Genomic DNA, 19249 nt, shown 5'->3' with positions numbered 1-19249 from the left:
TTGTCCGATCGGCGCTGACGTACCGGCCGGGGGTTCAGGAGTGGAGCGGGCGGGACGGGTCGGGGTCGGGGGTGACGCGCACGTGCGTACGGTCGAGGTCGGCCGGGGTCGGCATGCGGCTGCCCGGAAGCGAGACCGCGGCCGCGCCCCACGCCAGCCCCTCGGTGAGCGCGGCGGCGCCCCGCGCACCGGCCGCGAGGAATCCGGCGAGCAGCGCGTCGCCGGCGCCGACCGTGCTCCGCGGCACGCTGACCGGGGAGATCCCGGCCAGGACGCCGTCGCCGTCGACCAGGACCGCTCCGTCGGCACCGAGACTGGCCAGCACCGCGCCGGCTCCCGCCGCCCGCAGCCGGCGGCAGGCTTCGACCACGTCGCCGAGGGTGGTCGGTTCCGCTCCGACGGCCTCGGCGAGTTCCTCGCGGTTGGGTTTGACCAGGGCGGCGCCGGCGGCGACCCCGGCCAGCAGGGCCGGACCACTGCTGTCGACGGCCAGCCGGTAGCCCGCGCCGACCAGCCGGGAACACAGGTCGGTGAAGGCGTCGATGCTCGGGCCGGGCGGCAGGCTGCCGCAGATGACCACCCAGTCGGCCTGTGCCGCGGCGTCCAGGACGGCCTTGCTGACCTGGGCGAACTCGGTGTCGGAGAGGACCGGGCCGGCCTCGTTGATCTTCGTGACCGTGCCGTCCGGCTCGGCCAGGGTGATGTTGGAACGGGTCCGGCCGGCGATCGGCACGGACAGCAGGTCGACACCCTCGGCGTTGAGCAGGTCGACGAGTTGTTCGCCCTCGGCGCCGCCGGTGGGCACCACGGCGGTGGAGCGGACCCCGTTGGCGAGCAGCGCGCGGGAGACGTTGACGCCCTTGCCGCCCGGGTCGATGTGGGAGTCGGCGGCCCGCAGCACCTCACCGCGGACCAGTGCGTCGACCTCGAGGGCGCGATCGACGCTGGGGTTGAGGGTGACCGTGAGAATCACGCCTTCACCACCCGGACACCGGTGGCCTCGACTTCGGCGGCCAGGTCGTGGTCCAGCCCGTTGTCGGTGATCAGCAGGTCGAGGTCGGTGAGAGCACCGAATTTGGCCAGGTAATCATTGCCGATCTTGGTGTGATCGGCGAGCAGCACCACCCGGCGGGCCGCGGCGATCATCGCCCGCTTGACCGCCGCCTCGGCCGGGTCGGGGGTGGTCATGCCACGTTCGACGGTGCACCCGTTGGTGCCCATGAACGCGACGTCGACATACATGTCGGCGAGCGGCCGCAGCGCCCAGTCGTCGACGGTGGCCAGGGTCTTGCCCCGGACCCGGCCGCCGAGCAGCAGGACGGTGAGGTTCGGTTTGACGCCGAGCGCGGCCGCCAACACCGGCGAGTTCACCACCACGGTGAGCTCACGGTCGGCCGGCAGCAACTGGGACAGGCGGGCCGTGGTGGTCCCGGCGTCCAGGATGATCGCCCCGTCCTCCGGGACCTCGGCGAGGGCGGCCTTGGCGATCCGCTCCTTCTCGCTTATCAGCACCGCGTCGCGGGCGGCCAGGGCCGGCTCGAATCCGAGCCGCTCGACCGGGATCGCGCCGCCGTGCACCCGGCGGAGAACGCCGGAGCGCTCCAGCACCGTCAGGTCGCGGCGGATCGTCTCGGCCGTCACCCCGAAGGTCTCGGCCAGCGCGACGACGTCGACCCGGCCCTCGGCCCGGGCCCGCCGCACTATCTCCTGCTGGCGTTCCTCCGCGTACATCCTTGCTCACCCGCCTGGTTCGTTTTGGCTTTGTCTTTGTTTACGCCCGGTTCTGCCCGAGCGCAATATGTCGAAGAGATTTCGGTCTCTTAAATTCGCAGGAGTTTTCCCCACAAAACGGTCCTAATTAGGAGAGTCCGGTTGTGTTGGTTTCCGGTTTCAGATGAGGTGGCGCTCGACCGCCACGACGCGCGACGGGGTGCCGTGCAGGACGAGCAGACCGCCCGCCGGGATGATCGCGTCGACGACGGCGGGTGACAGCCGGCGCGACAACTCCCGCAGGGCGGCCTCCTCCGCACACAGTGCCGCCGGACGGCCCGTCGCGAACGATTCCTCGGCGATTCTCAGCGCACTCTCCGGATCGGCGTCCGAACACGGTTCGCCGGCGCCGTACGCGGAAATGACCTGTCGCGCCGGAAGCGGCACGTCGCGCATCAGGATCACAATGCTCGTACTGACCCGCACCCGGTCCTGCAATTCGCCGAGAATGCGCACGTCATCGGGCCGGCTCAGGGCGTCGGCGGCCCGACGGGGCGGCAACCACAGCAGGTCGTCGAACTCGCCGGGCGGGAAAGTGCAGGTCACGGCCGGATCCACCTCGGCCGCGAAATAGTCGACGTGTTCCGGCCAGCCCTGTTCGAGATAGTCCGTCGCGCCGAGCCACGGGCCCGGCCGGACGGACAGCCCGGTCCGTTCGGAAACCACCCGGACCGCGGCCGGCACGATGTGCTCGCCCGGCCCGACACGCCCTTTCGGGAAACACCATTCGCCGCGCCGATGATGCACGACGAGAACCTCCCGGGCGTTCTCCGCGCCCCGCCACAGAACCACCCCGGCGGCGGTGACGGGCGCGGAGAACGACGGACCGAGATTCACGGGATCACGGTAGGCCGTGCCCGTCTTGATCGGATTGCCCTATTCGGGGGAAGAGTCCTTCATACCGGCCAGCAGACCGACGTCGTCGGCGAGCGCCCCGTCCTGGCCCAACGAACGGAAGTCGGCCTCCACCTCGGCCCGGGACAGCACCCCGGCCCGCACCGCGTAGTAGCGGACCAACGACCACAGGAACACGTCCAGGTGGTCGAAGCGGGTGCCGCCCTCCAGCACCTCCTCCTCGTGGAACCAGACGGCGACCTGCCCGTTCGCCAGCACCGTCCACAGGTTGCCGCCACCGTCGGCGCCGATCGTGAAGACGTCGTCGTCAGTCAGCTCGGTCTCGTAGTCGGCGTCCAGGATCGTGCAGTCGTTGGCGCCGAAGTCGAATCCGTACGACCAGTCGGCGATGTCGAACGGCCACGGGATCCCACCCGCGCGCACCCGGCGATCGAAACCGGCCAGGGCGGTGGCCCCGGCCGGTGGCAGACGGTCCAGCAGATGGTCGATCGAACGGGTCTCGGCCGGCACCTCGACCGGCTCCCCGGCGGGGAACCAGCGAGCGATGTCCGCGTCGAGATCACGTTCGACATACCCGATGAGGTCTTCTGGGGTGAGAGTCACCCGGCGGATGTTAGCCGCGGTAGGCGGGCAGGCCGAGGGTCTTTCGGATGGCCTGCTGCACGTCCTCGACCGGGGGACGGCCGTCCACGTCGTGTACGACCTCCTTGCGCCGGAACAGCTCCAGCACCGGCCGGGTCTTCTCGTGGTAGTCGGTGAGCCTCGACTCCAGTGCCTCCGGAGTGTCGTCCTCGCGGACGATCAGCTCGTGGCCGCAGATGTCGCAGCGGCCCTCCACCTCGGGGCGGTCGGCGATCAGGTTGTAGTCCATCCCGCAGTTCGGGCAGAGCCGGCGGCTGAGCACCCGGCGGCGGACCTCGTCGTCGGGCAGCTCCAGGTGGATGACGGCGTCGATGTCGTAGCTCTCCATGAAGAACTCGGCCTGCCGCCCGTTGCGCGGGAACCCGTCGATGATGAACCCGTAGTTCCAGTCGTGGATGCCCATCCGGCGGCGCACCACCTCCTCGACCAGCTCGTCGCTGACCAGATCACCGGCCGCCATGATCCGCTTGACCTGGGCGCCCATCTTGGTGTGCTGGCGCACGTGCCAGCGGAAGATGTCGCCGACGCTGATGTGCACCAGGTCGAGGTCGTCCTTCAGCATCTTGGCCTGGGTGCCCTTGCCGCTGCCCTGCACGCCCATGATCACGTACTTGCGCATGTGCCTTCTCCTCAGTCCGTCGCGCCGAGGCGCAGCGGGCCGGGCGCGAGCCCGGACAACGTGGTCGGATCGATGCTCCAGGCGCCGGCCACCCGGAACACATCACGCTCGGCGACGAGCACCGACGTCTCCTCATCGAACGCGGCCGGCAGCCCGGCGTCACGCTCGGCCGCGTCCGGCTCCCCGAACCAGGACGTGACCTCACCGGTCTGCCCCACATAGCCGAACGCACGCAGCAGATCACCCGAGTCGGCGCGCTGCCAGCGGTGTAGCTCGGTGACCCGGTGGGTGGCGAAGAACTGCACCTCGGCGCCGAGCTCCGCGGAGAGCGCCACCACATCCGGGCCCGGGGTGATCAGCGCGCGGCCGACGGCCAGCACCCAGGTGCCCCGGGCTCCGGGCAGCGGCGGGGTGACCGCCACCCGGTCGTCGGTCAGATGCGCCAGGTCGAGCCCGTCGCGCCACGGCACGGTCCCCAGGTCACGCAGGCCGAGCGCCTTGAGCACCGCACCCGGATCCGCGCCGGCGATCGCCAGCCAAGCCTGCTTGCCACCGAAACCGGTCATGACATCACTCATTGCCCAACGCTATCCGGCGCTACGGCCAGCCGTAGTTGCGGCGCAGGATCGCCGCGACCCGGTCGAACCGGGGCCGATCCAGGATCGCGCCCTCGCGGCGGATGCCGTCCTCGTCGACCTCGATGACCCGGTCCAGACGGACCCAGCTGGGACGCGAGTCGCGGTCCCACTCGCCGGGGCCGAGCGCCAGCCAGTGCCGCTGGCCGTCACGCTCGCCCTGGCTGGACAGCATCAGGCCGAGCAGCGTCCGGGCGTCCCGGCCGACCACCAGCACCGGCCGGTCCTTGCCCTGCGACGCGTCCTCCTCGTAGGGCACCCAGGTCCAGACGATCTCACCGGGATCGGCGTCACCGTCCAGATCGGGCGCGTAGGCGAGATGCCGGCCCTGCTGCGGCACGGCCCGTTTGACCACCGTCGGCTTCGCCGGAGCGGGCTTCGCCTTCGGTGCGGCGGGCCGGGGCGCCGGCGGCTTCGGAGCGGTCTTCTTCGGGGGTACGGCCGGAGCGCTCGGCCGCGGCGCGGGCGGGGCGGGCCGTTCCGGCCGGCCCAGAATCCGCCGGAGGAGGGCTTTCAGCATTTCGAGCACCGGGCCACCCTACGGGCCGATCCGCCCGACCCGCGAGGGCCACCGGCCCTAGCCGACGAAGTCCTGGGTCATCCAGGTGAGGCCCTTGGAATCGCGCACGATGCTCAGGCCGATCCGGGTGAAGTTCGGGTTGAGCAGGTTCTTGCGGTGGCCGTCGTTCGGCGGCACCTCGGCCAGCATCGAGTCGGTGAGACCGTTGGCGGCCTGCACCTTCGCCGCGTCGCTGCTGCCGCTGGAGCCGTAGCCGATGTTCTCTCCGGCGGCTCGCCAGGACACGTCCTGCGCGCTGAACCGGTCGCCCAGCTCGGCTTCACCGGAGCATTTGTGGGACAACCCGCACCCGTCGATCATCAGCTGGGTGTGCAGGGCCGCGGCCTTGGACAGGTCGGTGTCGAGGGTGAGCGCCTTGAGGCCCTCGGCGACCCGGGCCTCGTTGATGTGCGCGAGCACCTGCTCGGCGACGGTCCCGGAGGTGACCGGCACGGTCGTCTTCTTACCTGTGGTGCCCGCGGTCGCCTCCTTACCGGCCGGTGCCTTGGTCGTCTTCTTGACCGTGGGCTTGGGGCTGGGCGATTTGGGGGTGGCCGTGCCGGGGGTGACGCTCACCGCGGGTGATCCGCCGGGTGCGGTGGCGGCCGGGTCGGTGAGCAGGTCGTCGGTGCTCTCGCCGGGGGACGGTGCGGCGGCGAGCGGAGCGTCGACCGAGGTCGGGGTGGGGGTATCGGCACTGCCCTGGGAGAAGCCGACCAGGACGAATCCGGCGCCGATGACGACGGCTGTCGACCCCGCTGCCAGGGTGTAACGGAATCGGGCAGCGGCGGAGAGCGGCACGGATATTCACCTCGGTGAGCAGGGGCAGGACGACGCCCCATCACTATGAGCGAGGGCCCGACTCCCGGCAGCGCCGGAAAGGATTCCTTAAGGAACGGCTCACAGACTTCTAAGGTCGAACTCGCCGGCCCGCACTCCGGCCAGGAACGCGGCCCACTCCTCGTCGGTGAAGACCAGGGTGGCGCCGCCCGGATCCTTGGTGTCCCGGATCGCCACGATGCCGGGGAGATTGGCGGCCACCTCGACGCAGTCGCCGCCGTTGCCTCCGCTGCGAGTGCTCTTGTGCCAGACGGCACCCGTCAGGTCAGCCATCGCTCTCCTCGATGATCGTACGGATGAGATCGTCGGACTCGGCCTGGCTGAGCGCGACCGCTCCGAGTTCTCCCCAGATCGATTCGTACGTCTCCACCTCCGCGAGCTTATCCAGGTAGAGGGCACCGGTGAGGTTCTCGCAGTAGATGGTGGTCGGTTCGGGTGACGCCGTCCCGACGGCCGGGAAGTCGAGGATGGTGAACTGCCCGGAGCCGACCGCCTTGTGCGGGCCGGCCGCGAACGGGATCACCCGGACCCCGATGTTGTGCCGGATCGACATGTTGACCAGATGGGCCAGTTGCTTCTGCATGCCCAGGGTGTCCGGGATGGCCCGGCGCAGCACCCCCTCGTCGACGATCACGTCCAGGCGGGGCGCCTCCGGCAGGCGGCGGCTGAGCAGCGACTGGCGCTCCAACCGGACGGCCACGGCGCTGCCGGCCGCCTCCGGGTCGGCGTGCCAGCTGCGGAACACGGCCTCCGCGTACTCCCTGGTCTGCAGCAGTCCGGGGATCACGCTGGGGGCGTAGGAGCGCAGGCTGGCGGCGGCCTGTTCCATGCCCACGTAGAGCTCGAACCAGGCCGGGACGACGTCGCCGTACGCATGCCACCAGCCTTTCGCCTTGGACTCGGCGGCCAGTCCGATGAGCACCTCGGTGATGTGGCCGGGTGCCGAGTAGACCCCGCACATGGCGATCACGTCGTGTTTGCGGACCGGGACCTCACCGTTCTCGATCCGGTACATCCGGGCGCGGGAGAACTCCAGCTCGGCGGCCGCGGCCATCAGGGAGATGCCGGCCTGCTCGCGCAACTGCCGCAACAGCCGGCCGACCTGCCGTTTCGGAACGGTGGAACCCGTCTCGTTCATGTGCTGCCGTCCCCCGTGATGTCACTCGGCTGTCCATCCGACTGTCCGGTTGTCTCGAACGAGACGATATGAACGCCCCGCGCGAGACAGCGGGAATCCATTTCCGGGATTCTCGCCGCACCGGCTTGAGAGCGAGCCTAAGGCACGTAAGGCTCCACTGTGTAGTCGATGAATCGCACATGGTGAGGGTGACATGCTGGTTCCGCGGACCGAACACGTCGGCGAGCGCCCATCCTGGGACTGCCGGGTCTGCGGCGAGGCGTGGCCGTGCGCCACCGCCAAAGTGGAGCTGGCCGAGCAGTATCAGAAATTCCCGCACGGCCTGGCCGTCTACCTCGGCTCCTGCATGCTGGAGGCGATCGACGACTGGGCGGCCGGCAGTGGCGGACCGCCGGCCGATCTCTACGAGCGGTTCCTCGGCTGGGCGGACACCGGGGCGCGCTGACGCCTCAGTCCTCGACGCGGGTGTGCAGCAGGTCGTACAACTGCCGGTCCTTGACCGTGGTGTAGAGGGTGTCGCCCGCGCTGTTCAGGATCACGAACGGACACGCCCGGTCGGCTCCGGTCAGCGTCTTGTCGATCAGCTTGCGATGGCTGGCCACCTCGAAGACCGTGAGCCGGTACTTCCCCTCGACCAGCGGCAACGCCTTCGAGCCGGACCCACAGTCCCGCACCCGACGACCCGGGCCGGTCAGGTCCAGGCAGGCGACCAGCTGCGCTTTCGGCGGCTCCGGCGCCCACGCCCGGCGCTCCTCGGCGCCACCGGCGAACGCCGCCTGATTCAGGGTGCGGGTGGTCCGGTACTCCACCTCGGGACCGCCGTCCTCACTGATCAGAATCGGATGCGGGGCGCTACTGCGAAGTCTCGGCGCCGACGGGTAGTACCAGTTCTGACACACCAGATGCAGGTCGTCCTCCGTTCGTACCCCCTGATTCATCGGCTGCGGGCCGGTCGGGAGCCCGACGGAGGCGGTGGGGAACGGCTTGCGGGGAGGCGGCGGCGGAGCGGCCGACGGCGAGGTGCCGCCGACGTTGACGAAGAGGTAGGCGGCGGTGCCGAAGAAACCCAGCACGGCCACCACGACACCCGCGGTGATCAGCAGGGTCCGGGGCTTTCGCACGGTACGGACGACGGGCGCCGGGGCTGGAGCGACGCCGGGGCCGGACGGGACGGTGTTGAACTCCCCCAACTCGAGGCCACCGAGCGCGACCAGCCGCGCCCCGAGCCCCGTATCGTCCGGCTTCTCCGGCGTTTGCCCTGCCTGTTCCATGTTCAGCTCCCCACCCTGCCCCCAAGGCGACGAACTATATCGATGTATCTGGGTTCTCAGAAGGCGTAAGGCCCGAACCGCCCCCAGGCGACGATGACGGAGAGCACGAACAGCACCGCGCTCGGCGCGACCGCCTGCGTCTCGCCACGCCTGACGTGCACCACGACCGCGCCGAGCATGGTCAGCGCCAGGCCGGTGGCGGCCAGCGGGACCAGCACCGGGGCGATGTCCAGCAGCGCCGGGAGGATCAGGCCGATCGCACCGAGCAGCTCCGCCGCGCCGATCGCCTTGACCGCGCCCGCGCTGAAGTCCTCGGTCCAGGCCATGCCGGAGGCGGCCAGCTTCTCCTTCGACTGGCTCAGCTTCATCACGCCGGCGCCGAGGAAGGCGGCGGCGAGCAGGCCCGCGATGACCCACAGGACGATGTTCATGATTCCTCTAATCGTTCGATCAGTTAAACGCTTGAGCGAACGGTAGGCCGATTGAGTTAAACATGCAAGTGATCCGAACGGGTAGGATGCGGTCGTGGAGACACCTGAGCCACGCTGGCTGACCAGTGAAGAGCGCGCCGCCTGGATGACCCTGATGGGCGTTCTGATGCGCCTGCCCGCCGCCCTCGACGCGCAGCTGCTACGCGACGAGGGCATCAGCCATTTCGAGTACGGGATCCTGGCCGGCCTCTCCGAGGCGCCGGACCGGACCCTGCGGATGAGCCGCCTCGCGATCCTCGCCGAGGGCTCCCTGGCCCGGCTGTCGCAAGCCGTCGGCCGACTGGAGAAACGCGGCTGGGTCCGCCGCTCCCCCGACCCCACCGACGGCCGCTACACTCTCGCCACGCTCACCGAGGAGGGCTGGGGCAAGATCGTCGCCAGCGCGCCGGGCCACGTCGAGAACGTGCGGACCCTGGTCTTCGACACGCTCACCAAGGCCCAGATCCGCCAGCTCCAGGAGATCGGCCGGCGCATCCTCGGCGCCACCGATCCGGGCGGTTCCTGTCCCACCCGATAGCCCTATTGCCACCCCGCTGACCTGCGGAGATCATCTAGGCCATGTCGACGGAGACGGAAGCCGAACCGCTCGGTTGGTGCGTTGTTGCGAACGTCGTCGCCGAAACCGCCAACGGGCCCGGCGGCCTGGAGATCCGGGCCGGCGTCAAACGGTTCCCGGCCGGCGCCAAGGTGTGGGTGCTGCCGCCCATGTGGGCGAACGACAGCGACCGGCTGATGGCCGTCGGCCACCATCACGGGCGTGGCCACCGGCTCGTCCGTGTTCCGGTTCGTCGGCGTCACCTGACCGGGTTCCGGGTTCGGATGATCTACAGCCCGGCGGTCCTGCGGGCGATCCAGCGGCCCGCGCGCGGCCAGTGCCGGCCGTGGTTGTGGGCCGGCCACGCGGAGGCCCAGGAGTACGCCGAACTGTGGAGCCACGGACGGCCGCTCGGGGTCCGCCCGGCAGTATGACCTGATGGATTGGCTCGATCTGCCCGCATCCCGTGTCGACGAGGCCGCCCGTCTGCTGCTCGGCTGGCGGCTGAGCGCCAACCGGGTGACCGTACGGCTCACCGAGGTGGAGGCCTACAGCGGACTCGGCGCCGACCCGGCCAGCCACGCCCATCGCGGCGTCACCGAGCGCAACCGGGTGATGTTCGGACCGGCCGGGCGGCTGTACGTCTACCAGATCTACGGCATGCACTTCTGCGCCAACGTCGTCTGTGGTGAGACCGGGCGGGCCGCCGCCGTCCTGCTGCGCGCCGGGGCCGTCGTCGACGGGATCGAGGTCGCCCGCACACGCCGGCCCGCGGCCCGCCGGGACACCGATCTGGCGGCCGGACCGGCCAAGCTCATGCAGGTGCTCGACCTGAACCGGGCCGCCAACGACACACCCCTGTTCGGCGACGGGCCGGCCACGCTGACCCCGCCCGTCGAGCCGGCCGGGGAGGTGTCGGCGGGACCGCGGGTCGGCGTGACCTCGGCCCACGACGTGCCGTGGCGCTTCTGGCTCACCGGTGACCCGACGGTCAGCGCCTACCGCCGCCACACTCCCCGCCTCCGCTGAACCCCGGCCGGCCCTCAGAGCTGTTCTCCGAAACCGTCGGCAGCTCCGGGGGCCGACCGGAAGACGGTCAGGTGCCGGGTGGCTCGGGTCAGGGCCACGTAGAGATCGTTCACGCCGCGGGCGGACTCCGCTCGGATCAGCTCCGGGTCGACCAGGATCACCGAGTCGAACTCCAAGCCCTTGCTCTGCGTGACGGTCAGCAAGACCGCGGGTTCGTCCAGGTCCTGAGCCAGATCCGGGAGCGCGGCGGCCACCTCGGCGAGCCGGCCCGCCGGGACGATCACCGCGACACTCCCCTGCGCCTGCGCGACGAGTTCGACCAGGTCGGACGCGCCGCCGGTCACCTCGCGGGGCTCGGCGCCCGAGGAACGGACCGGATGCGGCAGGTCGATCGGCGGGTCGGCGTCGGCGAGGAGGCGTCCAGCGTACGCCATGATCTCGGCCGGGGTCCGATAACTCACGGTCAGCGCGGCGAGACGCCAGCGATCGGCGACGTACGGCGAGAGCACCGCCGCCCAGGTGTCGGCACCACCACGCGCCCCGGTCTGGGCCAGGTCACCGACGATCGTCATGGACCGGCTGGGGCACCGCCGCATCAGCATCCGCCACACCATCGGGCTCAACTCCTGCGCCTCGTCCACGATCACGTGCCCGAACGCCCACCGCCGGTCCACCGCCGCACGCTCGGCGGCCGATCGGGTGTCCCGGTCCGCGTACCGGTCGGCGAGCACGGCGGCCTCCAGCACGTCCGCCGCGTTCGGGATCTCAGCCTCGAAGTCGTCCTCCGCCTCGTACGACTTGGAGCCCGCCGAGATGTCCAGCACGCCCTGCGCGTAGTCGAGCCGTCGCCGCCGGTCCCGGGCCTCCCGGGCACGCCGCAGCGAGTCGTCCTCACCCAGCAGTTCGGCCGCCTCGTCCAGCAGCGGCACGTCGGCCGCGGTCCAGCCGGAACCCCGTTCCCGCCGCAGCCCGGCCCGATCCGTGGTCGCCCACAGATCGGCGAGGAACCGCTGCGGCGTGAGCACCGGCCACAGCTCGTCGAGCAGCGCCCGGACCGCGGGCAACCCGGCCAGGTCCGCGCGGATGTCCGCCACGTCGGCGTCGTCGAGCACGTTCGGGCCGGCCAGCGCGTCGTTCTCGCCGAGCGGGTCGTCCCAGAACGGATCCGAGCCGATCCGCTCGGCCACCTGCCGGGCCAGCACGTCCAGCACCCCGGCCACGAAGATCGGTCGGGCCAGGTTGTGCGGCAGCCCGGACTCGCGGGCCCGGCGGCGCACCGGCTCGCAGTCGTACCGGTCCAGCCGCAGCGGGTGCCGGTCCACCTCGATCTCGATCGGCGACTCCGGCACCCGCTGCCGCGCGGCCACCCCCTCGATCAGGAACTCCACCATCTCGGCCCGGCCTTTGAACTCGGCGGTCTCCGGCGCCTCGGGCGTGGTCGCGGACACTCCGGGGAACAGGTCGCCGGGCGTCGCCAGCAGTACACCGGTCTCCGCCAGCGACGGGAGCACCTGCGAGATGTAGCGCAGGAACGTCGGGTTCGGACCGACGATCAGTACGCCCCGGGAGCTCAACTGCTCGCGATGGGTGTAGAGCAGGTAGGCCGCCCGGTGCAGGGCCACCGCCGTCTTGCCGGTTCCGGGTCCGCCCTGCACCACCAGCACGCCGCCGGCCGCCGAACGGATCACCCGGTCCTGTTCGGACTGGATCGTCGCCACGATGTCGCGCATCCGGCCGGTGCGGTGCGCGTCCAGAGCGGCGAGCAGCGCGGCCTCGCCCACCAGCGGCCCGCCTCCGGCGGCCGCGGCGACGTCCGCGTCCAGGACCTCGTCGTCCAGATCGATGACGGTACGGTCGCGGGTGCGGATGTGGCGGCGGCGGGTGATGCCGTACGAGGTGATCGCGGTCGCCACGTAGAACGGCCGGGCGGCCGGCGCCCGCCAGTCGACCAGCAGCGGCTCGTCGACGTCGTGGATACCGATCCGGCCGATGTGTAGGGCACCGCCGTCGCGCGGGTCGAGGCGCCCGAAGCAGAGTCCCGGCTCGACCGCGTCGTAGCGGGCCAGGCGGTCGGCGTACCCCCGGGCGGTCGTGTCGCGCTGGGACCGTGCCTGCGGGGTGCCGCCGGACGACCGCCAGACACCGGTGAGGTGGTCGCGGGCCTGTTCCCGCATCTCGTCCAGCCGGGTGTACAGCATCGAGACGTACTCCTGCTCCTCGGTGAACGCCGCGGAGGATTCCGTCCCGGAAACGCTTGACAGACTTGACACCCTGAGCCTCCATGCCGTAATCTGACAGTGGAATTTTCTGCCGCGTGCCTTATTTCAACACGCGAAGGCTCCAGGGTACACGCCTGGCGCGGCCTCAGTTCAACAGGATCTTCAGGGCCGCCGCGTCGGTGCGCCACATCTCCTCGGTCAGCAGCGGCGCCTCGTGCGCGGGCAGCGGGCCGTCGGCGCCGGCGTCGTCCGGATAGCGGGCCGTCACATGGGTGTGCAGGTGCGACTCCCGGTCCCCCAGGGTCAGATAGTCGATCTTCGGCGGGCGGAAGCAGTCACGGATCGCGCGGGCCACGGTCAGGACCTCACGGTGGTACAGATCGGACTCGACCGGGCTCAGATCGATCGGCGCGGCGAGGTGCCGACCGCGCCAGACCACTATCGCGTACCCACGGACGAACGCCCGCCGAGCGAAGTAGGCGTCGGTGACCCGGCCCGACCAGACCCGCAGGCCGAAGTCGGTCTCGTCCCGGCGATCACCGCACCAGCGGCACCCGTCCTGCCCCGTACCGTCCGCCCGCACCCCCGAACCATAAACGATCCTCGATTCCCTGTGGTCTCGGTGAGCGCTCCGGGTCACCAGGGGTTCACTGAGCGCCAGCGCTGGGTGACGGCTCCGCTGCAGGCCCGCAGACGGACCCGACCCACGCCGGCGGTGTCGACCGAAAGCTCGGTCAGGCAGCGGCCGCGCTGGTCACCGGCCTGCAGGGTGGTGGCGTACCACCAGTTCTGATCCGCTCGGTAGGTACAGCGGGCCACCACCGCACGGTTGCCCGTGTCGTTCGGCTGAACGCAGTTCTCGCCCTGGGTGAAGTGACCCTCGCTGGTCTGGTAGAAGTCCTGGTCCTTGTTCGCCCGGTCGCAGACCGTGGTGTGCAGGACGGTTCCGACCGGGCCACCGGTCAGGCAGCGGTTCGCCGACCGCTCGCTGACTATCCAGCCCTGATGCAGCGGTGGCGGGGTGGGCACCGCGGCCGCCGGGGCCGCGAGAAGGGGCGCCGCCACGACGAGCGGGGTGAGGACTCGGCCGGTCAACATCTCCCGATGCTAGATAGCCGGCCCGGACCCCGCAGACGAAGTGCGGAAACCACCCCGGGGCGGCGAACGGGACCGTAGCGTCGACAGTGATGTTCACACGTCGGGGCCTTCTGGGGTTGAGTCTGGTGTGCGGGACCGGCGTGCTGTGGTCGGCTGCGCTCATCGTCGCGTACGCGTTCGCGGCACGGCCGGTGATCACGCCGATCGCGGTCGGGTTCGCCGCCATCCTGACCGTGCCCGGGTTCGCCGCCGGGATCCTCGCGAACCGCCGCGGCTACCAGACCCGCCGACCCCGGCGACTGTGGAGCCTCGCCTCCTGGGTGCCACCGCACGTACCGGTCTGGGCGGCGGCCGCGGCGGCGCTGGCGTTCTTCGGCTTCTGGCTGGCCCTGGTGCTGGCGTTCACCGCGCTCGACGGCACCCCGCAGATCCGCGGCGACCAGTATCTGCTGGTCGACCACGATCGGGAGAAGATCGTCGACCGGGCCGCCTACGACCGGCAGATCGACCACGAGACCCAGATCTCGCTCGGTGTGCTCGGCGCCTTCGCGGTGGGCGGCACGTTCCTCTGCGCGGCCCGGGCGACCGACCACGAGGAAGGCTGACCGTCCGGGGCCTACCCTGAGGCGATGGGCGACGAGTTCAGCGAGGTGCTGGCCCGGACGGCGCGGATCGCGGCCGGCTGGCTCGGTTCCCTCGACCAGCGACCGGTGGGCGAGACGGTGACCCTCGCCGAGTTGCGCGGACGCCTCGGCGGGCCGCTGCCGGACCGACCGGCCGATCCGGTGACAGTGGTCGAAGAGCTGGTCCGCGCGGCCGAGCCGGGCCTGGTGGCGATCCCGTCCGGGCGGTATTTCGGGTTCGTCATCGGTGGCGGGCTGCCGGCCGCGGTCGCCGCCGACTGGCTCACCACGGTCTGGGATCAGAACGCCGGCCTGTACGCGTGCGGCCCGGCCGCGTCGGTGGCCGAGGAGGTGGCCGGCGACTGGTTGCGGGACCTGTTCGGACTCCCCGCCGGCAGCTCGTACGCGTTCGTGCCCGGCTGCCAGACGGCACACCTGACCTGCCTGGCCGCGGCCCGACACCACGTGCTGCGGCGGGCCGGCTGGAACGTCGAGGAGCAAGGGCTGGCCGGGGCGCCACCGATGCGGATCGTGGTCGGCGCCCGGCGACACACCACCATCGACCGGGCACTGCGCCTGCTCGGTTTCGGCACGGCGACGCTGACCGTGGTGCCCGCCGACGATCAGGGCCGGATGGATGTCGCCGCGCTGCGGGAGGTGCTGCACGACGGCCCACCCGCGGTGGTGTGCGCGCAGGCGGGCGAGGTGAACACCGGGGCGTTCGACGACCTGGCGGCGATCGCCGACGTGACCGGGCCGGCCGGTGCGTGGCTGCACGTGGACGGGGCGTTCGGGTTGTGGGTGCTGGCCAGCCCGCGGTTACGGCATCTGGCGGCCGGGGCCGAACGGGCCGACTCGTGGGCGTTCGACGCGCACAAGTGGCTGAATGTGCCGTACGACAGCGGCATCGCGTTCTGCGCCCATCCGGAGCCGCACCGGGCGGCGGTCAGTGTGACCGCCGACTACCTGGTGCAGGGTGGCGCCGGCGATCCGCGGGACGCGATCGACTGGACACCCGGGTTCTCTCGCCGGGCCCGGGGCTTCCCGGTCTGGGCGGCGCTACGGCAGCTCGGCCGACAGGGGGTCGCCGAACTGGTGGACGGCTGCTGTGCGCACGCCCGCACCTTCGCCGACGGGCTGGCCCGGCTGCCGGGGTGCGAGATCCTCGGCGAGGTGGTGATCAATCAGGTGCTGTTCCGGTTCGGCGACGACACGACCACCGACCTGGTGCTACGACGGGTGATCGACAGCGGGGAGGCGTGGCTCAGCGGGACGGTCGCCGGCGGGCGCCGGGCGATCCGGCTGTCCGTGTGCAACTGGCGGACCAGCGACGACGACGTCCAGCGGACCCTGGCGGCGTTCGCCACGGCGGTGCTCACCCCGGCGCCGTGAAGAACTTCGCGATCACCGCCGTCGCGTCCAGCGCGGTGGACGGCGGGTCGAGGCCGAGGCGCTCGGTGACGACCGGGTCGGCCGGGGTGGCGCCGGGCCACTGGTGACCGGCGCCGGTGATGCTGATCAGTTCGACCGTGCGACCGCCCGGGCAGGTGGCGATCGACGTGGTCACCGGCCCGTCGACGGTCTCGGTGGGTGCCGCGCAGGAGGCCGCGGACCGCCAGTCGGCGATCATGTCGGGGATCGGCGGTCCGTCGATGCCGATCGGGACCCGACCGGTGCCGCCGTTGGAGCGTTTCCCGGGTCCGCCCGCCCACGGCACACTGGCGTCGTCGGTGCCGTGGATGTGCAGGACCGGGACCGGCGCGGGATGCGGACAGTCGCCGATGATCATGCCGGCCACCGGGGCGATCGCGGTGAACACGGTGCTGTCGCAGGCCAGCCGGTACGCCATCATCGCCCCGTTGGACATGCCGGTCACCCGGACCCGGGTCGGGTCGATCGGCGCACCCCGGGCCACCGCCGCCACCACGTCCTCGAGGAACCGCACGTCGTCGACGCCGTCGCGGGTGGCCGGGCCGCAGCAGCCGGGGCCGGCGTTCCAGGAGCGGCCCGTACCGTCCGGGTAGGCGACCACGAAACCGTCGCGGTCGGCGGCGGCGTTCCAGCCGTACGCCCGCTCGGCCTGCGCACCGGAACCGGCCCCGCCGTGCAGCACCACCACCAGCGGAACCGCCCGCCGGTCCGGCAGCGACGCCGGGCGGTAGGTACGGAAGGTCCGTTCACCCAGGGTGTGCTCGGTGCTGCCGGGTTCGATCGGATCGTCGTCGCGGGTGCACCCCGCGGGCAGCAGGAGCAGCAGGGCGAGCGCGACGGGCAGCAGCCGGGACATGTGTGCATCCTGCGCCGGACGTGTACGAGTCGGGTAAAGGCCCGGTTCGACGCAGGGCAGAACACGCCACCACCGGATACCGTCGGAGTCTCGTGCGCGCGGGTGGCCGCCGAGGGGGAGGCCACCCGCGCGCACGATCACCGTGATGTGGCTGGCGGTCGGGATCTACGGTGGGCCGGTGGAGATCCGCCTCTGGTCAGTCGTCGCCGAGGGCGCGGCGCTGGCCGTGGCCGGGTCGGGTGCCCGGGTGCATGAGACCGCCGAGGCCGTGTTCGCGGCCGGCCCGGACGGGACCGTGGTGATCGCCACCGGGCTGCGCAACGCCGAGGACCTGCGGGTCGACGGGCCGTTCCCACGGTTGGTCGAGGGCCGCCTGACCGGCGGCGACGGGCCTGCGCTGCACGCGTTCGCCAGGCTGCCGGACGGGTGCCTGACGCTCGGCACGGCCCGGGTCACCGACGCCGCCCGCCGCCGGGGCGTGCTGCGCCGACTCGACCTGCGGCTGGACACGCCCCTGCCGGAGCACCTGCTCACGGTGGCCGGGACACCCGATCCGGCGGCCGGCGCGGACTGGCTCGACCTGCTGCCGGAGGACCCGGTCAAGGCACTGGAGGGGTTCATCGCCGACTGGTACGGCGACGTCCCGGCCGGTGCACCATCGGTGGTCGACGGACAGCCGGAACCGCTGCGGGTCTTTCATCGGCTGGCCGCCGGGCGACCCGAACTGTACGACGGATCGTTGCAGGTCCATCAGCGGCCGGGGAGCCCACTGGTCTTCGGCGAGTCCGGGGACGGCACGTTCGAGCTGCTGATCGGGGCGGAGGACGACGATCCGCACGTCTTCTACCGAGGGCTCAGTGACCAGCCTCTGCGGGAGCGTGAACGGCTTTCGGCGTACCTCCTGCTCTTGGCTTTGACCCGGGTGGCGATGGACCGACCGCCGGAAGGTCTCGCCCCGGGTGGGATGGCCTTCGCCGACCGGGCGCAGGCCCGGCGGATCGTCGCGCCGCTGCAGCGGGTGCCGTTGCGGCCGCTGCGGTGGCCGTGCGCGCGGACCCGGATCTACGCCGGGCCGGACACGGTGGCGCTGGTGGGTGAGGACGACGCCGACTGGTTCGAGGTGTATGTCGGCGCGCGTGACCCGGCCGCGCTGCGCCGGCTGCGCAGAATCGGTCTGGACTGGGCATCGTTCGAGAGCTGAACCGGTCAGATGCGCCGCGGTCCGACCGATCAGGCATCCATGACACGGGTACCGGCTTGGCTTCGTCGGATGGCACCGCCGCGGCAACTCGGCGCTCGCATCCGCTGGCTCTTCCTGATCTTCATCCTCTTCAACGTGATCACCGCGGTGCCTCGCACGCTGGAGGGTGAGGTAGCGCCGCTACCCTGGCAGCTCGCCGCGGTGGCCGCCGCGCTGGGCCTGGGTTGGTGGTGGCTGCGTGGCTACCGGGCCGGTTCGTTCCCGGTGTGGGCGGGCCCGGTCGAGGGTCTCGCGCTCGGCGTGATCGGCTACGGCTCGCACAACTGGCTGATCACTCTCGGACTGTTGTTCTCCGCTGTCTCGTTCCGCGGCCTCTACGGGACGTGGCGGCACGCGCTGCTGATGACCGTGTCGCTGTTCGCCGCGTCGGCCGCCGCGGTCGCCCTCACCGAGCCGCACCTGCTGGGTACCTTCCTGCAGCAGACCGCCGGGGTGCCGCCGCTCGCGCTGTTCACCGCGGCGGTCGCCGAGAGCACCCGGCGACAGGAGCAGGCGGCGGCCCGGGAGCGGGTCTTCGCCCGGCTCGGCTCGACCCTGGTCACCACGTCCGACGCGGAGGCGATCGGCCGGCACGCGGCCGAGGCCGCGGAGGAACTGCTCGGCGGTCTGCCCGGCGGCTGGGCGGCGCTCACCCGCAACACCCCGGAGGGCGAGGCGGTGAGCACGGTCGCCGGTCCGGTTCCGGCGGCGCTTCTGGCCGGTGACATCTCGTCGGTACGGGTGACGCTCACCCTGCGCAGCGACAAGCAGCTCTACGGCACCCTGATGGCCGGAGGTGACGGGCCCATCCCGGCCGACGTGATGCCCAGCCTGGAGACGCTGGCCGCGCAGACGGTGCTCGGCCTGCGCAACGCCGAACACGCCGCCGACCTGCGGCATCAGGCGTTCCACGACAACCTGACCGGGCTGGCCAACCGGTCGCTGCTGCGGGACCACCTGGAGCAGGCGGCGGCGCGGGCCCGGCGGGGCAGCCCGGTGGCGTTGCTGCTGATCGACCTGGACGGGTTCAAGGCGGTCAACGACACACACGGCCACGCGGCCGGCGACCAACTGCTGGTGGCGGTGGCGCAACGGCTGCGGGACGGGATCCGCGGCGCGGACACCGCGGCCCGCCTCGGCGGTGACGAGTTCGCGGTGCTGCTCGACGGCATGGACTCCGCCGACGACGCGGTGCTGGTGGCCGAGCGGCTGCTGGTCGCGATCCAGGAACCGCTGGTGGTGTCCGGTGTCGAGCTGGCGCCCCGGGGCAGTGTCGGCGTGGCGGTGTGGCGCGACCACGCCGACATCGACGCGCTGATGCACGACGCGGACACCGCGATGTACGCCGCGAAGACGGCCGGCAAGAGCCGGGTCGCGGTCGCCGCCTGATCCGCGGGG

The 19249-nt window shown here is 71.5% G+C and carries 24 protein-coding genes; 8 read left to right on the top strand and 16 right to left on the bottom strand.

The annotated features are described in order from the left end of the window. Positions 1–34: 34 nt before the first annotated feature. From pfkB to Q0Z83_RS53980, 10 genes are all read right to left on the bottom strand, one after another. A complete protein-coding gene (gene pfkB, locus Q0Z83_RS54025) occupies positions 35–973 on the bottom strand; it encodes a 1-phosphofructokinase (protein WP_317791346.1) in 939 nt (312 codons plus the stop codon). Next, positions 970–1731: a DeoR/GlpR family DNA-binding transcription regulator gene (locus tag Q0Z83_RS54020; protein ID WP_093621720.1), complete on the bottom strand. Its 762-nt coding sequence runs from the start codon at positions 1729–1731 to the stop codon at positions 970–972. The genes pfkB and Q0Z83_RS54020 overlap by 4 nt, the downstream gene beginning before the upstream one ends. A 159-nt stretch (positions 1732–1890) precedes the next feature. Further along, the gene (locus Q0Z83_RS54015; RefSeq protein ID WP_317791345.1) at positions 1891–2607 is read right to left on the bottom strand and encodes an NUDIX hydrolase; all 717 of its coding nucleotides are present in this window, start codon (positions 2605–2607) and stop codon (positions 1891–1893) included. Between the two features lie 39 nt (positions 2608–2646). Further along, positions 2647–3228 (bottom strand): hypothetical protein, encoded by a 582-nt coding sequence (locus tag Q0Z83_RS54010; protein WP_317791344.1) that lies wholly within the window; start codon positions 3226–3228, stop codon positions 2647–2649. Positions 3229–3238: 10 nt separating this feature from the next. Continuing rightward, positions 3239–3886 (bottom strand): adenylate kinase family protein, encoded by a 648-nt coding sequence (locus Q0Z83_RS54005; RefSeq protein WP_317791343.1) that lies wholly within the window; start codon positions 3884–3886, stop codon positions 3239–3241. Positions 3887–3897: 11 nt separating this feature from the next. After that, a complete protein-coding gene (locus Q0Z83_RS54000) occupies positions 3898–4464 on the bottom strand; it encodes a hypothetical protein (protein WP_317791342.1) in 567 nt (188 codons plus the stop codon). Positions 4465–4483: 19 nt separating this feature from the next. Beyond that, positions 4484–5041 (bottom strand): type II toxin-antitoxin system PemK/MazF family toxin, encoded by a 558-nt coding sequence (locus tag Q0Z83_RS53995; RefSeq protein ID WP_317797380.1) that lies wholly within the window; start codon positions 5039–5041, stop codon positions 4484–4486. A gap of 57 nt (positions 5042–5098) precedes the next feature. After that, a complete protein-coding gene (locus Q0Z83_RS53990; RefSeq protein ID WP_317791341.1) occupies positions 5099–5881 on the bottom strand; it encodes a CAP domain-containing protein in 783 nt (260 codons plus the stop codon). A gap of 99 nt (positions 5882–5980) precedes the next feature. Next, positions 5981–6193, bottom strand: coding sequence for a DUF397 domain-containing protein (locus Q0Z83_RS53985; protein ID WP_317791340.1), 213 nt, complete (start codon positions 6191–6193; stop codon positions 5981–5983). Then, positions 6186–7058, bottom strand: coding sequence for a helix-turn-helix domain-containing protein (locus tag Q0Z83_RS53980; RefSeq protein WP_317791339.1), 873 nt, complete (start codon positions 7056–7058; stop codon positions 6186–6188). Before Q0Z83_RS53980 ends, Q0Z83_RS53985 begins: the two co-directional genes overlap by 8 nt. A gap of 193 nt (positions 7059–7251) precedes the next feature. Between Q0Z83_RS53980 and Q0Z83_RS53975 the strand changes: the two genes are divergently transcribed. Next, positions 7252–7503 carry a hypothetical protein gene (locus tag Q0Z83_RS53975; RefSeq protein ID WP_317791338.1) on the top strand — a complete coding sequence of 84 codons (252 nt, stop codon included), beginning with the start codon at positions 7252–7254 and terminating at the stop codon, positions 7501–7503. 4 nt (positions 7504–7507) lie between these two features. On the opposite strand, the gene Q0Z83_RS53970 is transcribed toward Q0Z83_RS53975, so the two are convergent. Both Q0Z83_RS53970 and Q0Z83_RS53965 read right to left on the bottom strand, forming a co-directional pair. Beyond that, positions 7508–8329 (bottom strand): hypothetical protein, encoded by an 822-nt coding sequence (locus Q0Z83_RS53970; protein ID WP_317791337.1) that lies wholly within the window; start codon positions 8327–8329, stop codon positions 7508–7510. Between the two features lie 56 nt (positions 8330–8385). Then, positions 8386–8760 carry a DoxX family protein gene (locus tag Q0Z83_RS53965; protein WP_317791336.1) on the bottom strand — a complete coding sequence of 125 codons (375 nt, stop codon included), beginning with the start codon at positions 8758–8760 and terminating at the stop codon, positions 8386–8388. Between the two features lie 94 nt (positions 8761–8854). On the opposite strand from Q0Z83_RS53965, the gene Q0Z83_RS53960 reads away from it, so the two are divergent. Genes Q0Z83_RS53960 through Q0Z83_RS53950 form a run of 3 tightly spaced genes read left to right on the top strand, consistent with a single transcriptional unit; the run spans position 8855 to position 10384 of the window. Beyond that, positions 8855–9337, top strand: coding sequence for a MarR family winged helix-turn-helix transcriptional regulator (locus Q0Z83_RS53960; protein ID WP_378078836.1), 483 nt, complete (start codon positions 8855–8857; stop codon positions 9335–9337). A 41-nt stretch (positions 9338–9378) separates the two neighbouring features. Then, a complete protein-coding gene (locus tag Q0Z83_RS53955; RefSeq protein ID WP_317791335.1) occupies positions 9379–9789 on the top strand; it encodes a hypothetical protein in 411 nt (136 codons plus the stop codon). A gap of 4 nt (positions 9790–9793) precedes the next feature. Continuing rightward, complete coding sequence (locus Q0Z83_RS53950) at positions 9794–10384, top strand: DNA-3-methyladenine glycosylase (RefSeq protein ID WP_317791334.1); 591 nt, start codon at positions 9794–9796, stop codon at positions 10382–10384. A gap of 14 nt (positions 10385–10398) precedes the next feature. On the opposite strand, the gene Q0Z83_RS53945 is transcribed toward Q0Z83_RS53950, so the two are convergent. From Q0Z83_RS53945 to Q0Z83_RS53935, 3 genes are all read right to left on the bottom strand, one after another. Beyond that, positions 10399–12582, bottom strand: coding sequence for a HelD family protein (locus Q0Z83_RS53945; protein WP_317797378.1), 2184 nt, complete (start codon positions 12580–12582; stop codon positions 10399–10401). Between the two features lie 166 nt (positions 12583–12748). Next, on the bottom strand, positions 12749–13186 hold the full coding sequence (locus Q0Z83_RS53940; RefSeq protein WP_317791333.1) for an HIT family protein: 438 nt from the start codon (positions 13184–13186) through the stop codon (positions 12749–12751). A gap of 53 nt (positions 13187–13239) precedes the next feature. Continuing rightward, positions 13240–13701 carry an RICIN domain-containing protein gene (locus tag Q0Z83_RS53935; protein WP_317791332.1) on the bottom strand — a complete coding sequence of 154 codons (462 nt, stop codon included), beginning with the start codon at positions 13699–13701 and terminating at the stop codon, positions 13240–13242. 89 nt (positions 13702–13790) lie between these two features. On the opposite strand from Q0Z83_RS53935, the gene Q0Z83_RS53930 reads away from it, so the two are divergent. Together Q0Z83_RS53930 and Q0Z83_RS53925 are read left to right on the top strand one after the other, a co-directional pair. Next, complete coding sequence (locus Q0Z83_RS53930; RefSeq protein ID WP_317791331.1) at positions 13791–14306, top strand: hypothetical protein; 516 nt, start codon at positions 13791–13793, stop codon at positions 14304–14306. Positions 14307–14330: 24 nt separating this feature from the next. Then, positions 14331–15716, top strand: coding sequence for a pyridoxal phosphate-dependent decarboxylase family protein (locus Q0Z83_RS53925; protein ID WP_317791330.1), 1386 nt, complete (start codon positions 14331–14333; stop codon positions 15714–15716). On the opposite strand, the gene Q0Z83_RS53920 is transcribed toward Q0Z83_RS53925, so the two are convergent. Continuing rightward, on the bottom strand, positions 15700–16611 hold the full coding sequence (locus tag Q0Z83_RS53920) for an alpha/beta hydrolase family esterase (RefSeq protein ID WP_317791329.1): 912 nt from the start codon (positions 16609–16611) through the stop codon (positions 15700–15702). The two genes, Q0Z83_RS53925 and Q0Z83_RS53920, sit on opposite strands and share 17 nt — an antisense overlap. A 145-nt stretch (positions 16612–16756) precedes the next feature. On the opposite strand from Q0Z83_RS53920, the gene Q0Z83_RS53915 reads away from it, so the two are divergent. Together Q0Z83_RS53915 and Q0Z83_RS53910 are read left to right on the top strand one after the other, a co-directional pair. Then, positions 16757–17812, top strand: a complete 1056-nt coding sequence (locus tag Q0Z83_RS53915) for a hypothetical protein (RefSeq protein WP_317791328.1) — start codon at positions 16757–16759, stop codon at positions 17810–17812. Between the two features lie 69 nt (positions 17813–17881). Beyond that, positions 17882–19240, top strand: a complete 1359-nt coding sequence (locus Q0Z83_RS53910; RefSeq protein ID WP_317791327.1) for a GGDEF domain-containing protein — start codon at positions 17882–17884, stop codon at positions 19238–19240. The last annotated feature ends 9 nt before the right edge of the window (positions 19241–19249 follow it).

This window comes from Actinoplanes sichuanensis (assembly GCF_033097365.1).
In the GTDB taxonomy this organism is placed as follows: Bacteria; Actinomycetota; Actinomycetes; order Mycobacteriales; family Micromonosporaceae; genus Actinoplanes; species Actinoplanes sichuanensis.
The sequence above is the reverse complement of the archived record's forward strand: the minus strand, read 5'-3'. Positions and strand labels throughout refer to the sequence as shown.

What these genes read in the sequence shown, in the direction of transcription:
- Q0Z83_RS53975 (WP_317791338.1), top strand. Translation starts at nt 7,252, where the DNA reads ATGCTGGTTCCGCGGACCGAACACGTCGGCGAGCGCCCATCCTGGGAC.
- Q0Z83_RS53950 (WP_317791334.1), top strand. Translation starts at nt 9,794, where the DNA reads ATGGATTGGCTCGATCTGCCCGCATCCCGTGTCGACGAGGCCGCCCGT.
- Q0Z83_RS53995 (WP_317797380.1), bottom strand. Translation starts at nt 5,041, where the DNA reads ATGCTGAAAGCCCTCCTCCGGCGGATTCTGGGCCGGCCGGAACGGCCC.
- Q0Z83_RS54020 (WP_093621720.1), bottom strand. Translation starts at nt 1,731, where the DNA reads ATGTACGCGGAGGAACGCCAGCAGGAGATAGTGCGGCGGGCCCGGGCC.
- Q0Z83_RS53955 (WP_317791335.1), top strand. Translation starts at nt 9,379, where the DNA reads ATGTCGACGGAGACGGAAGCCGAACCGCTCGGTTGGTGCGTTGTTGCG.
- Q0Z83_RS53915 (WP_317791328.1), top strand. Translation starts at nt 16,757, where the DNA reads ATGTGGCTGGCGGTCGGGATCTACGGTGGGCCGGTGGAGATCCGCCTC.
- Q0Z83_RS53980 (WP_317791339.1), bottom strand. Translation starts at nt 7,058, where the DNA reads ATGAACGAGACGGGTTCCACCGTTCCGAAACGGCAGGTCGGCCGGCTG.
- Q0Z83_RS54000 (WP_317791342.1), bottom strand. Translation starts at nt 4,464, where the DNA reads ATGAGTGATGTCATGACCGGTTTCGGTGGCAAGCAGGCTTGGCTGGCG.
- Q0Z83_RS53910 (WP_317791327.1), top strand. Translation starts at nt 17,882, where the DNA reads ATGGCACCGCCGCGGCAACTCGGCGCTCGCATCCGCTGGCTCTTCCTG.
- Q0Z83_RS54005 (WP_317791343.1), bottom strand. Translation starts at nt 3,886, where the DNA reads ATGCGCAAGTACGTGATCATGGGCGTGCAGGGCAGCGGCAAGGGCACC.
- Q0Z83_RS53970 (WP_317791337.1), bottom strand. Translation starts at nt 8,329, where the DNA reads ATGGAACAGGCAGGGCAAACGCCGGAGAAGCCGGACGATACGGGGCTC.
- Q0Z83_RS53925 (WP_317791330.1), top strand. Translation starts at nt 14,331, where the DNA reads ATGGGCGACGAGTTCAGCGAGGTGCTGGCCCGGACGGCGCGGATCGCG.
- Q0Z83_RS53935 (WP_317791332.1), bottom strand. Translation starts at nt 13,701, where the DNA reads ATGTTGACCGGCCGAGTCCTCACCCCGCTCGTCGTGGCGGCGCCCCTT.
- Q0Z83_RS53920 (WP_317791329.1), bottom strand. Translation starts at nt 16,611, where the DNA reads ATGTCCCGGCTGCTGCCCGTCGCGCTCGCCCTGCTGCTCCTGCTGCCC.
- Q0Z83_RS53985 (WP_317791340.1), bottom strand. Translation starts at nt 6,193, where the DNA reads ATGGCTGACCTGACGGGTGCCGTCTGGCACAAGAGCACTCGCAGCGGA.
- Q0Z83_RS53930 (WP_317791331.1), top strand. Translation starts at nt 13,791, where the DNA reads ATGTTCACACGTCGGGGCCTTCTGGGGTTGAGTCTGGTGTGCGGGACC.
- Q0Z83_RS53945 (WP_317797378.1), bottom strand. Translation starts at nt 12,582, where the DNA reads ATGCTGTACACCCGGCTGGACGAGATGCGGGAACAGGCCCGCGACCAC.
- Q0Z83_RS53965 (WP_317791336.1), bottom strand. Translation starts at nt 8,760, where the DNA reads ATGAACATCGTCCTGTGGGTCATCGCGGGCCTGCTCGCCGCCGCCTTC.